The organism is Streptomyces sp. NPDC049627 (assembly GCF_044465645.1).
GTDB lineage: Bacteria > Actinomycetota > Actinomycetes > Streptomycetales > Streptomycetaceae > Streptomyces.
The window spans coordinates 1-14,322 of sequence record NZ_JBITLW010000027.1 but is presented as its reverse complement, the minus strand read 5'-3'; the positions used below and the strand labels follow the sequence as shown (position 1 = coordinate 14,322).

Sequence of the window (14,322 nt, the reverse complement as noted above, 5' to 3'; positions counted from 1 at the left end):
AACCACGAGGACTGAGAGCACCGGGATGGCAGACCAGACCCACGTCCTGTTCGTCGAGGACGACGACGTCATCCGCGAGGCCACCCAGCTCGCCCTGGAGCGGGACGGCTTCGCGGTCACCGCCATGCCCGACGGACTGTCGGGACTGGAGGCGTTCCGGACGAACCGGCCGGACATCGCGCTGCTGGACGTCATGGTCCCGGGTCTGGACGGGGTCAGTCTGTGCCGGCGCATCCGCGACGAGTCGACCGTGCCGGTGATCATGCTGTCGGCGCGGGCCGACTCGATCGACGTGGTGCTGGGCCTGGAGGCGGGCGCGGACGACTATGTGACCAAGCCGTTCGACGGTGCCGTGCTGGTCGCGCGGATCCGCGCGGTGCTGCGTCGCTTCGGGCACGCGAGCGGGGGTGACCGGGCCGACGAGGCCGACACGGCCGCGAGCGGCGGGGTGCTGACCTTCGGTGACCTGGAGGTCGACACCGAGGGCATGGAGGTGCGCAGGGCCGGGCAGCCGGTGGCGCTCACACCGACCGAGATGCGGCTGCTGCTGGAGTTCTCCTCCGCGCCGGGCACGGTGCTGTCGCGGGACAAGCTGCTGGAGCGGGTGTGGGACTACGGCTGGGGCGGGGACACCCGCGTCGTCGACGTCCATGTGCAGCGACTGCGTACGAAGATCGGCCAGGACCGCATCGAGACGGTCCGTGGCTTCGGCTACAAGCTGAAGGCCTGAGCGGGGCGGGCATGCGGGGGATGTTCAGACGACCGGCTCCGTCCGGCGCGGGGCGCATCGGCCTCACGGACCCGGGGGACCTCGCGGGTCGGGCGGCGGGCGTCCGTGCGGGCGTCGGGCGCATGGCGGACCGTACGGGCCTGCGGGTGAGCGGTCACCGCGGCAGCCGGGGCGGCCGTATGGCCATTCGCACGGGCCTGAGATGGAAGCTGAGTGCGGCGATCGCGCTGGTCGGCGCGCTCGTGGCGATCGTGCTGAGTCTGGTCGTGCACAACCAGGCGCGGGTCTCGATGCTGGACAGCGCGCGCGACCTGGCGGACGAGCGCATCAAGATCGCCCAGCGCAGCTACGAACAGTCCAAGCGGCTCAACTTCCCGAACGCCACGATCGACGACCCGGAGCTGCCGGCGGCGCTGCGGGACAAGGTCGAGGAGGGCCGGCGGGCGACCTATGTGACGGACACGCCGAGCGGGGCGCCGGACATCTGGGCGGCCGTACCGCTCAACAACGGCCACGTCCTGTCGCTGCGCAGCGGCTGGACCGACCGCAGTGAGCGCATCCTGAACCGCCTCGACCAGGCGATGGTCATCGGCTCCATCGCGGTCGTTCTCGGCGGCAGCGCGCTCGGCGTGTTCATCGGCGCGCAGTTGTCGCGCCGGCTGCGCAAGGCGGCGGCCGCGGCGAACCAGGTCGCGAGCGGCGAGCCGGACGTACGGGTGCGGGACGCCATCGGGGGCGTCGTACGGGACGAGACCGACGATCTCGCGAGCGCCGTGGACGCGATGGCGGACGCGCTGCAGCAACGGCTGGAGGCGGAGCGCCGGGTCACGGCGGACATCGCCCACGAGCTGCGCACGCCGGTGACGGGTCTGCTGACGGCGGCGGAGCTCCTTCCCCCAGGCCGGCCCACCGAACTGGTCCTGGACCGGGCGAAGGCCATGCGCACGCTCGTCGAGGACGTGCTGGAGGTGGCCCGCCTGGACAGTGCCTCGGAGCGGGCCGAGCTGCAGGACATCCTGCTGGGCGAGTTCGTCAGCCGACGGGTCGCGGCGAAGGACCCCGAGATCGAGGTGCGGGTCGTCCACGAGTCGGAGGTCATGACCGACCCCCGCCGCCTGGAGCGGGTGCTGTTCAACCTGCTGGCGAACGCGGCCCGGCACGGCAGGCCGCCCATCGAGGTCACCGTCGAGGGCCGGGTCATCCGCGTCCGCGACCACGGCCCCGGTTTCCCCGAGGACCTGCTCGCCGAGGGCCCCAGCCGCTTCCGCACGGGCAGCAGCGACCGCTCCGGCCACGGCCACGGCCTCGGCCTGACGATCGCGGCCGGTCAGGCCCGGGTCCTCGGCGCCCGCCTGACCTTCCGCAACGTACGCCCGGCGGGCGCCCCGGAGCATGTCCCGGCGGAGGGCGCGGTGGCCGTCCTGTGGCTCCCGGAGCACGCGCCGACGAACACGGGGAGCTACCCGATGCTGCCGTAGTGAGCGCTGGGCGGTCGGCTCACTTGGTCGGCCCCTTGGGTCGGCTCACTCGAACGGCTTGGAGAAGTCGAGCTCCTCGCTCCGCTCGGTCAGCGAGTACCAGTTGCCGTTGTCGTCGCGGAAGATCGCCTCGATGCCGTACGGCCGCTCCTGTGGCTCCTGGATGAACTCCACCCCGCGTGCCCTGAAGGTCTCGTAGTCCCCCCGGCAGTCGTCGGTCCGGAACGCCCCGGCCCCGATGACCCCCTTCCCGACGAGCTTCTTCAGCGCCTCGGACGACTCGGGATCAAGACCGGGCCCGTCGAGGCTCATCAACGCGAGCTCGACGTCCGGCTGGTCCTTGGCGCCGACGGTGACCCACCGCATGTCCCCCATGGAGAGATCGTTCCGCACCTCGAAGCCGATCTTCTCGGTGAAGAACGCCTTGGTGCGCTGCTGGTCAAACGTCCATACGGTGGTGATGCCCAGGCCCTTGATCATGACGGCACGCTCCCGTGTTCCGGCTTTCTCTTCCTGCCCGTCACGGTAGGCAGGGGGTGCGTCCCGACGCTTCTCCAGAGTTGCTCTGCTGTCCCCTTGCCGGCCGGGGTCGTTGTCAGTGGGGCGTGTCACCATCGGTTTCATGGACAAGGTGCGGCAGTTGCGGCTGGCCAAGGACGCCATGGACCGGGACTGGGCCGATCCCGGCCTCGACCTGGATGCCGTCGCCGCACATGCCGGGTATTCGCGGTACCACTTCGTCCGGGTCTTCAAGGCGGCGTACGGCGAGACGCCGGGCCAGTATCTGACGCATCGCCGGATCGAGCGCGCCGAGGAGTACCTGCGAGGGGCCAATCTGACCGTGACGGAAATCTGCCACCTGGTCGGCTTCAGCAGCCTCGGCACCTTCTCGACACGCTTCAAGGCACGGACCGGCCTGACACCGAGCGAGTACCGCGACAAGCACGTCGGCCGCGGAGCCTCGTTGATCCCGGGTTGCTACGCGATGTTGTGGGCCGGGGGTTTCCGGCGCGGAACAGCCCGTCCGGCGTTTGAGGACGAGGCCCTTTCGGGGCCGAAGCGGGGGTCCAGGGGGCGGCAGCCCTCTGGCGGGGTCGAAGGGGCGGAGCCCCTTCAGGGATGGGACGGGTAGGGGCGGCGGGGGCGATCAGAACAACGGCGAAGACCCCCGGGCAGCACACCACCCGAGGGTCTCCCACCGCACACTCACACGGCGTCCGCCGCCGCCTGAGGCCCGGCCCCCTTCAGCGGCACCTCCTTGACGAACACAGCCGCGACCAAGGCCACCACAGCCACCACGGCCCCCAGCAGAAACGCCCCGTGCGTCCCAGCAGACACCGCATGCCGATACGCCCCCGCCACAGCCACCGGCAACTTCGCCAAGCTCGCCGCATCCAACTGCGCCGACTGCTCGGTCACCTTCGCCCCCAGCGCCCCGCCGCGCTCGGCCATGACGTCCTGCACCCGGCTGTTGAACAACGCCCCCATGATCGCGACACCGAACGACGACCCCAGCGTCCGGAACAGCGTGGTGGACGAGGACGCGACCCCCATGTCCTTCATCTCGACGCTGTTCTGCGCGACCAGCATGGTGATCTGCATCAGACAGCCCATCCCGAGACCGACCACGGCCATGTACACCCCGGACGTGAAACGACTCGTCCCGGTGTCCATCAACGACATCAGATACAGCCCGACGATCATCAGCACGCTGCCGGCGATCGGAAACACCTTGTACCGCCCGGTGTTCGTGGTCACCCGCCCGGCCACCATCGACGTCACGAGCATCGCCCCGAGCATCGGCAGCAGCAGCAACCCGGAGTTGGTCGCGGACGCCCCCTGCACCGACTGCTGGTACAGCGGCAGGAACAGCGTCGCACCGAACATCACGAAGCCGGTGATGAAGCCGATGATCGACATCAGCGTGAAGTTCCGGCTGCGGAAGATGTGCAGCGGCACCACCGGCTCAGCAGCCTTGGTCTGCCAGAACAGGAAGCCCACCAGCGCGGCCACACCGATCCCGATGAGCTCCATGATCCGCGCGGAGGTCCAGGCGTACTCCGTACCGCCCCACGTGGTGACCAGCACGATCGCCGTGATCCCCACGGTCAGCAGCGCCGCCCCCAGATAGTCGATCCGCGCCTGCGCCCGCTTCTTCGGCAGATGCAGCACGACACTGATCGCACCCAGCGCCACGACCCCGAGCGGCAGGTTGATGTAGAACGCCCAGCGCCAGCCCCAGTGGTCGGTGATGGTGCCGCCGACCAGCGGCCCGGCGATCATCGCGAGCGCCATCACGCCGGCCATCATGCCCTGGTACTTGCCCCGCTCCCGCGGCGGAATCAGATCACCGATGATCGCCATGACGCCGACCATCAGACCGCCGGCGCCCAGACCCTGCACCGCCCGGAACGCAATCAGCTGCCCCATGTCCTGGGCCATGCCGCTCAGCGCGGACCCGATCAGGAAGAGCACGATCGACGACATGAAGACGCCCTTGCGCCCGTACATGTCACCGATCTTGCCCCACAGCGGGGTGGAGGCGGCGGTCGCCAGCGTGTAGGCCGTGACGACCCACGACAGATGTTCCAGCCCGCCGAGCTCACCCACGATCGTCGGCATCGCCGTGCCCACGATCATGTTGTCGAGCATCGCGAGCATCATCGTGATCATCAGCGCGAGCAGCACGACCCGCACGCTCTTGGGCTGTTTCCCGGCCCCTTGCCCGGCCCCTTGCCCGGCCCGTTGTCCGGCGTCTTGCTCCGCCTTTGTGCCCACTGTCCGTGTGTCCGCCATGGTTCCCACTCCCCCAGCCACTTACTTGCCGCCCGGCTAGTTGTCTACACTCAGGGAAGGTAGAGGCGTAACTAGCCGGGCGTCAAGTAAGTTTTACGGAATGCCGAGGAGTACGAGGATGGGCGGCACCATGGACGGCACCAAGCAGCGGCGCCGCGGGAACACCCGCCAGCGCATCCAGGACGTGGCCCTCGAACTCTTCGCCGAGCAGGGCTACGAGAAGACCTCCCTGCGCGAGATCGCCGAGCGCCTGGAGGTCACGAAGGCGGCCCTGTACTACCACTTCAAGACCAAGGAAGAGATCATCGTCAGCCTCTTCGAGGATCTGACGCAGCCGATCGAGGACCTGATCGAGTGGGGCAGGCGGCAGCCGCACACCCTCGAGACGAAGCAGGAGATCGTACGCCGCTACAGCGAGGTCCTGACCGACGCGGCCCCGCTCTTCCGCTTCATGCAGGAGAACCAGGCCACGGTCCGCGAGCTGAGCATCGGCGAGATGTTCAAGGACCGCATGCTCGGCATCCGCGACATCATCATCGACCCGGACGCCGACCTCGTCGACCAGGTCCGCTGCATCAGCGCCCTGTTCACGATGCACGCCGGCATGTTCGTGCTGAAGGACCTCGAAGGCGACCCCGAGGACAAGCGCAGGGCCGTCCTCGAGGTCGCCACGGACCTGGTCACCCAGGCGCACAAGGGCGCCTGAGCGACTCGGTGACTCAGACCGTCAGACCCTTGGCCCGCAGGAAGGCCACGGGGTCGACGGCGGAGCCGTAGTTGGCGGTCGTACGGATCTCGAAGTGCAGGTGCGGCCCGCTGGAGTTGCCGGTGTTGCCGGACCGGGCTATCTGCTGACCGGCCTTGACGACCTGGCCGACCTTCACCTCGATGCGGGACAGGTGGGCGTACTGGGAGTAGGTCCCGTTGCCGTGCTTGATGACGACGGCGTTGCCGTACGCGGGACCGTCACCGGCGCCGTTGCCGCCGGCCTTGACGACGGTGCCGCCGTGCGCGGCCATGACCTTGGTGCCGCTGGGAACGGCGAAGTCCTGCCCGCTGTGGGTGGACTGCCACCTGGCACCGGCCTGCGCGAAGCTGGCGGTCTTCGTGTACTTCTTCACCGGGCTCACCCAGGAGACGGCCTTCTTGGCGGCGGCCTTCTTCACGGCGGCGCTCTGCGCCTGTACGGCGGTGGAGACACCGGTGGCGGAGGTCATCTCCGCGGCGACCGCGCCTCCGGCGCCCAGCACGACCGAGGCCCCCAGGCCGGCGGCCAGCACAGCGGCACGGGTGCGGAACGAGGACGTACGGGACGAACGGAACGAGAAGCGCGGGGACATGCGAAACCTCAGGGGGAAGACGACAGAGAAAACCACCCGACGCACAAGCGGTCGCCGGATGGCCATCCCTTGGTAACCCCTGCCGCCCCGAACCCCAAAACGCCTTATCTACGACGGACGCTAGTACTCCCCTGCAAAAGTTCCCGCATCTTGACAGAGCTTCCATTAGGGATAAATCGGGACGGATAGCGCCATCACCTGGCGGGATTTGAGACAGAAGCTCCTTTTGCCCGTGATCCCTTTTCCACTATTCCCTCTAGTAACGGACAAATCGCCTGTGCGGCATGTCACCGCTCAGCGCAATCACGAAACCCCGGAATGTGACGGGCGCTACGCCCCCACCGGGTCCTTGCGTAACCAATTCCGTCGCACCTCTGTGAGCGACGCCTCAACGTGAGCTACCGTCCGGTAACCCGCTGGTTCCCCACCAGCCACTCCTGCACACGAACATGCACGCGACAACTCAGCGCACGTGACGTGAGAGGACCCCCCACATGACGCTTCGCCCCTGGGCGCGCCGTATCGCGGTCAGCACCGTCTCCACGGCCGCCCTCGTGGCCCTCGCGGTCCCCGCCGAAGCGGCGACGGCGACCGCTGCCGGCGCCTCCACCGCCACCACGGCCGCAACAGCGTCCTCGGCGGATGTCGACTACCCCACCTGGCAGAAGGACTGCCAGGCGGTCATGGACCAGGCGCTGCCCTATCTCAAGCAGCGGATCGCGGACACCAAGCCCGGTGAGAAGCAGGCGATCGTCTTCGACATCGACAACACGACCCTGGAGACGGACTTCGGCTTCAGCTACCCGCAGCCGGCCAACAAGCCGGTCCTGGAGGTCGCCAAGTACGCCCAGGAGCACGGCGTCTCCCTGTTCTTCGTGACCGCGCGCCCGGGCATCATCTACGCGGTGACCGACTACAACCTCAAGCACGTCGGCTACCAGGTCTCGGGCCTCTATGTGCGCGGCTTCATCGACCTCTTCAAGAACGTCGCGGACTACAAGACGGCCCAGCGCGCCGCCATCGAGTCCAAGGGCTACACGATCATCGCGAACATCGGCAACAGCGCCACCGACCTGTCGGGCGGCCACGCCGAGAAGACGTACAAGCTGCCGGACTACGACGGGCAGTTGTCGTAAGCCACGCCCTCCTGGGCATGGACAAGGGGCCGGTGCGAAGAGCACCGGCCCCTTGTCTTCGGCTCAACCCCTTGAGGGTCAGGCCTCCTTGCTCAGGTTCGGCCCGGTTCCACCGGCCGCCTGCTCGATCGGCGGGACGTCGGGCAGCGCCGACTTCTCCTCACCGCGGAAGGTGAAGGTCTTGGTCTCGCCCTCGCCCTCGGTGTCCACGACCACGATGTGACCGGGACGCAGCTCGCCGAAGAGGATCTTCTCCGACAGCGAGTCCTCGATCTCGCGCTGGATGGTGCGACGCAGCGGACGCGCCCCCAGCACCGGGTCGTAACCCTTCTTGGACAGCAGCTCCTTGGCGGACTGGGAGAGCTCGATGCCCATGTCCCGGTCCTTCAGGCGCTCGTCCACCTTGCCGATCATCAGGTCGACGATCCGCAGGATGTCGTCCTGGGTCAGCTGCGGGAAGACGACCACGTCGTCGACGCGGTTGAGGAACTCGGGGCGGAAGTGCTGCTTGAGCTCGTCCGACACCTTGTTCTTCATGCGCTCGTAGTTGGTCTTCGTGTCACCCGAGGCCGCGAAGCCCAGGTTGAAGCCCTTGGAGATGTCCCGGGTGCCGAGGTTGGTCGTCATGATGATGACCGTGTTCTTGAAGTCCACGACCCGGCCCTGGGAGTCGGTCAGGCGACCGTCCTCCAGGATCTGCAGCAGCGAGTTGAAGATGTCCGGGTGGGCCTTCTCCACCTCGTCGAACAGGACGACGGAGAACGGCTTGCGGCGGACCTTCTCGGTCAGCTGGCCACCCTCTTCGTAGCCCACGTAGCCGGGGGGCGAACCGAAGAGACGCGAGACCGTGTGCTTCTCGCTGAACTCCGACATGTCGAGGGAGATCAGGGCGTCCTCGTCACCGAAGAGGAACTCGGCGAGCGCCTTGGACAGCTCGGTCTTACCGACACCGGACGGGCCGGCGAAGATGAACGAACCACCCGGACGCTTCGGGTCCTTCAGGCCCGCACGCGTACGGCGGATCGCCTTCGACAGCGCCTTGACGGCGTCGTCCTGGCCGATGACGCGCTTGTGGAGCTCGTCCTCCATGCGGAGCAGGCGGCTGGACTCCTCCTCGGTCAGCTTGAAGACCGGGATACCGGTGGCCGTGGCGAGGACCTCGGCGATCAGCTCGCCGTCGACCTCGGCGACGACGTCCATGTCGCCGGCCTTCCACTCCTTCTCCCGCTTGGCCTTGGCGGCCAGGAGCTGCTTCTCCTTGTCACGCAGGGAGGCGGCCTTCTCGAAGTCCTGCGAGTCGATCGCGGACTCCTTGTCGCGGCGGACGCCGGCGATCTTCTCGTCGAACTCGCGCAGGTCCGGCGGCGCGGTCATCCGGCGGATGCGCATCCGGGAACCGGCCTCGTCGATCAGGTCGATCGCCTTGTCCGGCAGGAAGCGGTCCGAGATGTACCGGTCGGCCAGGGTGGCGGCCTGAACGAGGGCCTCGTCCGTGATGGAGACGCGGTGGTGCGCCTCGTACCGGTCGCGCAGACCCTTGAGGATCTCGATCGTGTGCGGCAGGGACGGCTCCGCGACCTGGATGGGCTGGAAGCGGCGCTCCAGGGCCGCGTCCTTCTCCAGGTGCTTGCGGTACTCGTCCAGCGTGGTCGCACCGATGGTCTGCAGCTCACCGCGGGCCAGCATCGGCTTCAGGATGGAAGCGGCGTCGATGGCGCCCTCGGCGGCACCCGCACCGACCAGCGTGTGGAGCTCGTCGATGAACAGGATGATGTCGCCGCGGGTGCGGATCTCCTTGAGCACCTTCTTCAGGCGCTCCTCGAAGTCACCGCGGTAGCGGGAGCCGGCGACCAGCGCGCCGAGGTCAAGCGTGTAGAGGTGCTTGTCCTTCAGCGTCTCGGGCACCTCGCCCTTGACGATCGCCTGAGCCAGCCCCTCGACGACCGCCGTCTTACCGACGCCGGGCTCACCGATCAGGACCGGGTTGTTCTTGGTACGGCGGGACAGCACCTGCATGACCCGCTCGATCTCCTTCTCGCGCCCGATGACCGGGTCGAGCTTGGACTCACGAGCGGCCTGGGTGAGGTTCCGGCCGAACTGGTCGAGGACCAGGGACGTCGAGGGCGTGCCCTCGGCAGGCCCGCCGGCGGCGGCGGTCTCCTTGCCCTGGTAGCCGGAGAGCAGCTGGATGACCTGCTGCCGCACCCGGTTGAGATCTGCGCCCAGCTTGACCAGGACCTGGGCGGCGACGCCCTCGCCCTCACGGATCAGGCCGAGCAGGATGTGCTCCGTGCCGATGTAGTTGTGACCCAGCTGAAGGGCCTCGCGGAGCGACAGCTCCAGGACCTTCTTGGCACGGGGGGTGAAGGGGATGTGCCCGGACGGGGCCTGCTGGCCCTGGCCGATGATCTCCTCCACCTGCTGGCGGACCGCCTCGAGCGAAATCCCGAGGCTCTCAAGGGCCTTGGCGGCGACACCCTCACCCTCGTGGATCAGGCCCAGGAGGATGTGCTCGGTGCCGATGTAGTTGTGGTTGAGCATCCGGGCTTCTTCCTGAGCCAGGACGACAACCCGCCGCGCGCGGTCGGTGAACCTCTCGAACATCGTTAATCGCTCCTCAGAGCGGTCAGGCAGTGGGGGGAACTTCCCCTCCCTGTCCTTCCGCAGCTTAGTCCCGCAAGCGGGGACCGCTCATTCCAACTGCCGACACCGTCGATGGCCTCCTGACCCCGCTAACGCCGACATCTGCTCCAACCCGATGGTGCGAGACGATGTTCCCGCAGGCCAGGTGGTTACCCTCACCATCAGTACGCCGATGGCGAACGTGAGACCCACTGTCCTGCGTGTCGCCCCCTCCCACTAGGGATGTCTTACCCGCTGGGACTGACACTCCATGCCGCGCCCCCCGGTTCCCTCCGCTACGGGCGAACAACCTTGCGCCTCCCCATACCCCCCGCACGCCCCCTTTTCGACACCCTGTGCGTCCGCTCTGACACTTAGCGTAACCGGCATGCTCTTCCGGCGGTTGCACTTGGCATGGTCGGCACTCGCCCCGTGATGACCACGGACCTCGCCACGATCCCTCCGCCCCGTCGGCCGCTCGGTCCGAGCGATCAGGTCCGCCGGTGGTACGAGAACGAACTGGGCTGGCCCGTGGTGCCCGGGGGACCGGAATTCCCGCCGTCCCTTCGCGTGGGGCCGCGCTTCGACGTCCTGGACGTCCCGGCCGAGGCCGGCCGCGCGGCACTGCACCATCTGACAGCGCACTCCCCGGTGGCCGTCCGGGGCGACCGGATGCGGCTGCTCCTCGCCGCGGGCAGCGCGGAGGAGGTGCCGGGGGTGCTGGCCTGGCTGGAGTGGGGCACGCTGCCCCTGGACCTCACGACGCTCGGGGCGGGCGACCTCATGGAGGCGCCCCTGCCACCCGAGTGGGGGCCGGTCACGGCCGTAAGGCATCCCGTCGGTCCGGGAACGGGGCAGGGCGTACGACGTCCCGGGCTGCCGGGGCCCGGCGCGGTGCGGTCGCTTCCCCCGGTCCGCCCGGACGCCGTGCAGGGGGCCGCCGTATGGATGCGGCCCCCCGAGCCTGGGGGCGAGGTCGAGGCGTCGCTGCCGACGCTGTCGGCCCTGGGGGGCGGTGGGGGCGCCCCCGATCTGGTACGGGTTCTGGACACGGTGGCCACGCACTGCCACCGTCTTCGGCTGCGACGCGCGTGCGCCCAGCCTTCGGCCTGTCCGTAGAGCAGGCATCGGCCTGCAGATCAGGCGTTGGCCTTCTCGTAAGCCTCGCGAATGGACGCGGGGACGCGGCCGCGGTCGTTGACCTCGTAGCCGTTCTCCTTGGCCCACGCGCGGATCTGCGCGGTGTCCTGGCTGCCACCGGAAGCGGCGCGCGCCTTTCCGCGGCCACCCGAAGCACGGCCTCCGGTACGACGACCGCCCTTCACGTAAGGCTCGAGAAGGCCACGGAGCTTGTCCGCATTGGCAGTCGTGAGATCGATCTCGTACGTCTTGCCGTCCAGCGCGAACGTGACGGTCTCGTCCGCCTCGCCGCCGTCGAGGTCGTCGACAAGAAGGACCTGAACCTTCTGTGCCACCGGATTTCCTTTCATCGATAACTTGAGGGCCGGGGGTCTGCGGCGTCCGCCGTTTCGCCGTCCCCTGTTATATGCAGTACTGCAGTACGTCGGAAAGCAAACCGCTTTTGCGGGAAAAACACAAACCCCCGGGAGAGACCCACTGGTCCGACCCCGGTCCGGAAACATGCGCGTTTCGGACATAGGGCACCCGGGCATGGCCGTTCGGGCGGAATACGGCTCGCGGATCCTTGGTGGATCGTTGATGGATCGGTGAAGGCTGCCCGGCGATCACAGATGCAGAAGCATCCGGCTGTTGCCCAAGGTGTTCGGTTTCACTCGTTCGAGACCGAGGAACTCCGCCACGCCCTCGTCATAGGAACGCAGCAGCTCCGCGTAGACATCGGTGTCAACCGGCGTCTCACCGATCTCGACGAAGCCGTGCTTGCCGAAGAAGTCCACTTCGAAGGTCAGACAGAAAACCCGGCGAACGCCGAGCCAGCGCGCGGTGTGCAGCAACTTCTCCAGCAACTGATGACCGACGCCGGCGCCCTTCAGGCCGGGCTTCACGGCGAGAGTGCGGACTTCCGCCAGGTCTTCCCACATCACGTGCAGGGCGCCGCAGCCGACGACCTCTCCGTTGTCGTCGCGTTCCGCCACCCAGAACTCCTGGATGTCCTCGTAAAGCGTCACCGTGGCTTTGTCGAGCAGGATGCGACGCCGGACGTACTCGTCAAGGAGACGACGTACCGCCGGGACATCGCTGGTGCGGGCCCGCCGGACGGTGATGGCTTTTGCGGTGACTTCCGGGCTCTCCCCCGTGGGGGTCTCGGCGGAGTGGCTCTCTGCTGACATGAGCGGACGCTATCGCCCGCCGGGCTCCCGCGCCGAGCCGGGGTTCTCCTGGCCGGTATCGGGGCGGGTATCGGTACGGGTATCCGGCCCGGTATCGGCGCCGCCGCCGGTATGGGGGGTCGTATCGGTGGCGGTATCGCTTGTGCCGGTATCGGTTCCGGGGGTATCGGTGCCGGTAACGCGGCGCGTATCCGGTGGTTCCGCTGGTGCGGGCGTTTCCGGGCCCTGGACGATGCGTACGGCGTCTCGCAGGGACTGGCGCTGTTCCTCGCTCATCATGCCGAAGAAGGCGACGAGCGCGGCGGCGGGGTTGTCACTCTGCGACCAGGCGTCGTTCATCAGGGCGGCCGCGTAGGCGGCTCGTGTGGAGACCGCCTCATATCGATAGGCGCGGCCTTCCGCTTCGCGGCGTACCCAGCCCTTCTGATGGAGATTGTCCAAAACGGTCATCACCGTGGTGTACGCGATGGACCGTTCCTGCTGGAGATCTTCCAGGACTTCTCGAACGGTCACCGGGCGGTTCCACTTCCACACCCGCGTCATGACCGCGTCTTCGAGTTCTCCCAAGGGGCGAGGCACAGCTCAGCACCATAGTGGGAGAAGTGGGTGTTGGCGTGCCGGACGGGCATCTTCCCCGGCAAATGGGAACAAAAAGGACGCAAGCCCTGTCGACTCAGTCGACTCAGGTGGCTCAGGCGTCCGGGTTCGGGGAGGCCTGGCGGGTGCCCTCCACGCGCGCGAGGGCGGCGTCGACGGCCGCGTCCTCCTTGGCCTTGTTGGCTCCGCCCTGGGTCTTCACGATCACCCTGATCACACCGATGAAGAACACGGCCATGACAGCCGGGGGCAGGAGCGCGGAGACGTAGTCCATGCGTCCAGGGTAGCCAGGGGGTGGAGTGCGGGCGGGGCGGGGTGCGACCGGGCGGCCCGGCCGGTGAAGGCCGGGCGGCGTTTCCGGAGTCGTCTGCCTGGTCTTTGCGCTGCCGTTGGGCTCAGCCTGCGGCGAGTTGCCGGGAGGGACTCGTCGCGGGCGGTGGGGTCGGTTTGCGACGGGGGAAGACCTCGCCGGGTGTGGGGATGGGGCGTGAGGGCTTCGGGGCGGCGGGGGTGGGCTCGGGGCCGGGGGCGGGGGCGGGCCGGGGAGCGGCCGGCTTTTCGGCGGGCTTTTTGCGCGGCTGCTTGGCGGGTTCCTGGCCGCCGTCCTGGGTGGGGAGGACGACCGGGGCGCTGGGAGACCCTTCGGAGAGGCCTCCGGGGAGGGCCAGGAGGTGGGTGCGGGACGCCGGGATGGCGGGGGTCGCGCAGGGCGCTGGGCCTGGCGCCGGGCGGGCGGTGCCGTGCGTGCGGCGGTCTCGTACGTCCTGTTCGACGAGGGTCTGGCAGCGGCTGAGGAGGGTGGCGGCGGTGGGGTTGCGGCGCAAGGCCCGGAGGGCGGCGAGGTCGTCGGGGGTGGGGCGGTACCCGGCGGCGAGGGACTCCTCGAGGAGGGTGAGGTAGCCGGCTGCGGTGCCGGGGAGGGTGGCGCGGTAGCGGGCGAGGTCGGCCACCAGGAACGCACGCAGCCGGTCGCCCTCGCGCATCGCCTCGTCTAGGGACTCGGTGAGGCGGAGACAGTCCTGGACGTCCTCGGCCGAGGCGGGGCTGGGGTGGAGGGCGAGGGCGAGGGCGCGGCGGAGCACACGCAGCTCCTCCGTGCCGAACGCCATGCCGCCGCGGGATCCGTATGGCGTGGGCATGCGGCGACGATACGCGCTAATCAGACAAACGCGGCATAGGGGCGGGGGTGTGGCGTTGGGAGCCACTCGGGTGGGGGCGGGTTGCCTCCGGCGGTTGGGCGGGGGTGCCTGCGGCGGCCTGTGCGGGGTGAGTGGGGGTGCGCGTGATGCCTGCGGCGCCTGTGCGGGTGGGGTG

At 68.6% G+C, this 14,322-nt stretch carries 15 protein-coding genes; 6 read left to right on the top strand and 9 right to left on the bottom strand.

The window, feature by feature from the left end:
* The first annotated feature begins 25 nt into the window (after nucleotides 1-25).
* Together cseB and cseC are read left to right on the top strand one after the other, a co-directional pair.
* Entirely contained in the window at nucleotides 26-730 is a 705-nt protein-coding gene (gene cseB, locus ACIBU0_RS44280; RefSeq protein ID WP_398830559.1) for a two-component system response regulator CseB, read from the top strand.
* Between the two features lie 11 nt (nucleotides 731-741).
* Nucleotides 742-2,208, top strand: a complete 1,467-nt coding sequence (gene cseC / locus ACIBU0_RS44275; RefSeq protein WP_398830557.1) for a two-component system sensor histidine kinase CseC — start codon at nucleotides 742-744, stop codon at nucleotides 2,206-2,208.
* Between the two features lie 45 nt (nucleotides 2,209-2,253).
* Here the strand turns inward: cseC and ACIBU0_RS44270 are convergent, their stop codons facing one another.
* Nucleotides 2,254-2,688 carry a VOC family protein gene (locus ACIBU0_RS44270; protein WP_398830554.1) on the bottom strand — a complete coding sequence of 145 codons (435 nt, stop codon included), beginning with the start codon at nucleotides 2,686-2,688 and terminating at the stop codon, nucleotides 2,254-2,256.
* 142 nt (nucleotides 2,689-2,830) lie between these two features.
* Here ACIBU0_RS44270 and ACIBU0_RS44265 point away from each other — a divergent pair, with 142 nt between their 5' ends.
* Nucleotides 2,831-3,340 (top strand): helix-turn-helix transcriptional regulator, encoded by a 510-nt coding sequence (locus tag ACIBU0_RS44265; protein ID WP_398830552.1) that lies wholly within the window; start codon nucleotides 2,831-2,833, stop codon nucleotides 3,338-3,340.
* Between the two features lie 74 nt (nucleotides 3,341-3,414).
* Here the strand turns inward: ACIBU0_RS44265 and ACIBU0_RS44260 are convergent, their stop codons facing one another.
* Nucleotides 3,415-5,004, bottom strand: a complete 1,590-nt coding sequence (locus tag ACIBU0_RS44260; protein ID WP_398830550.1) for an MDR family MFS transporter — start codon at nucleotides 5,002-5,004, stop codon at nucleotides 3,415-3,417.
* 118 nt (nucleotides 5,005-5,122) lie between these two features.
* Between ACIBU0_RS44260 and ACIBU0_RS44255 the strand changes: the two genes are divergently transcribed.
* On the top strand, nucleotides 5,123-5,710 hold the full coding sequence (locus ACIBU0_RS44255; protein ID WP_398830548.1) for a TetR/AcrR family transcriptional regulator: 588 nt from the start codon (nucleotides 5,123-5,125) through the stop codon (nucleotides 5,708-5,710).
* A gap of 13 nt (nucleotides 5,711-5,723) precedes the next feature.
* On the opposite strand, the gene ACIBU0_RS44250 is transcribed toward ACIBU0_RS44255, so the two are convergent.
* The gene (locus ACIBU0_RS44250) at nucleotides 5,724-6,344 is read right to left on the bottom strand and encodes a M23 family metallopeptidase (RefSeq protein ID WP_398830545.1); all 621 of its coding nucleotides are present in this window, start codon (nucleotides 6,342-6,344) and stop codon (nucleotides 5,724-5,726) included.
* A gap of 494 nt (nucleotides 6,345-6,838) precedes the next feature.
* Between ACIBU0_RS44250 and ACIBU0_RS44245 the strand changes: the two genes are divergently transcribed.
* Nucleotides 6,839-7,480 carry an HAD family acid phosphatase gene (locus ACIBU0_RS44245; RefSeq protein ID WP_398830543.1) on the top strand — a complete coding sequence of 214 codons (642 nt, stop codon included), beginning with the start codon at nucleotides 6,839-6,841 and terminating at the stop codon, nucleotides 7,478-7,480.
* A gap of 78 nt (nucleotides 7,481-7,558) precedes the next feature.
* Here ACIBU0_RS44245 and ACIBU0_RS44240 read toward each other — a convergent pair whose 3' ends face one another.
* Nucleotides 7,559-10,084, bottom strand: coding sequence for an ATP-dependent Clp protease ATP-binding subunit (locus ACIBU0_RS44240; RefSeq protein WP_398830540.1), 2,526 nt, complete (start codon nucleotides 10,082-10,084; stop codon nucleotides 7,559-7,561).
* Nucleotides 10,085-10,516: 432 nt separating this feature from the next.
* Between ACIBU0_RS44240 and ACIBU0_RS44235 the strand changes: the two genes are divergently transcribed.
* Entirely contained in the window at nucleotides 10,517-11,221 is a 705-nt protein-coding gene (locus ACIBU0_RS44235; protein WP_398830537.1) for an SCO3374 family protein, read from the top strand.
* Nucleotides 11,222-11,241: 20 nt separating this feature from the next.
* On the opposite strand, the gene ACIBU0_RS44230 is transcribed toward ACIBU0_RS44235, so the two are convergent.
* From ACIBU0_RS44230 to ACIBU0_RS44210, 5 genes are all read right to left on the bottom strand, one after another.
* Nucleotides 11,242-11,577, bottom strand: a complete 336-nt coding sequence (locus tag ACIBU0_RS44230; protein WP_007498879.1) for an Lsr2 family protein — start codon at nucleotides 11,575-11,577, stop codon at nucleotides 11,242-11,244.
* Nucleotides 11,578-11,847: 270 nt separating this feature from the next.
* The gene (locus tag ACIBU0_RS44225) at nucleotides 11,848-12,411 is read right to left on the bottom strand and encodes an amino-acid N-acetyltransferase (protein WP_398830533.1); all 564 of its coding nucleotides are present in this window, start codon (nucleotides 12,409-12,411) and stop codon (nucleotides 11,848-11,850) included.
* A 9-nt stretch (nucleotides 12,412-12,420) separates the two neighbouring features.
* On the bottom strand, nucleotides 12,421-12,954 hold the full coding sequence (locus ACIBU0_RS44220) for a BlaI/MecI/CopY family transcriptional regulator (protein ID WP_398830616.1): 534 nt from the start codon (nucleotides 12,952-12,954) through the stop codon (nucleotides 12,421-12,423).
* 148 nt (nucleotides 12,955-13,102) lie between these two features.
* Nucleotides 13,103-13,282 carry a hypothetical protein gene (locus tag ACIBU0_RS44215; protein WP_398830530.1) on the bottom strand — a complete coding sequence of 60 codons (180 nt, stop codon included), beginning with the start codon at nucleotides 13,280-13,282 and terminating at the stop codon, nucleotides 13,103-13,105.
* A 121-nt stretch (nucleotides 13,283-13,403) separates the two neighbouring features.
* The gene (locus ACIBU0_RS44210; protein ID WP_398830613.1) at nucleotides 13,404-14,117 is read right to left on the bottom strand and encodes a hypothetical protein; all 714 of its coding nucleotides are present in this window, start codon (nucleotides 14,115-14,117) and stop codon (nucleotides 13,404-13,406) included.
* Between the last annotated feature and the right edge of the window lie 205 nt (nucleotides 14,118-14,322).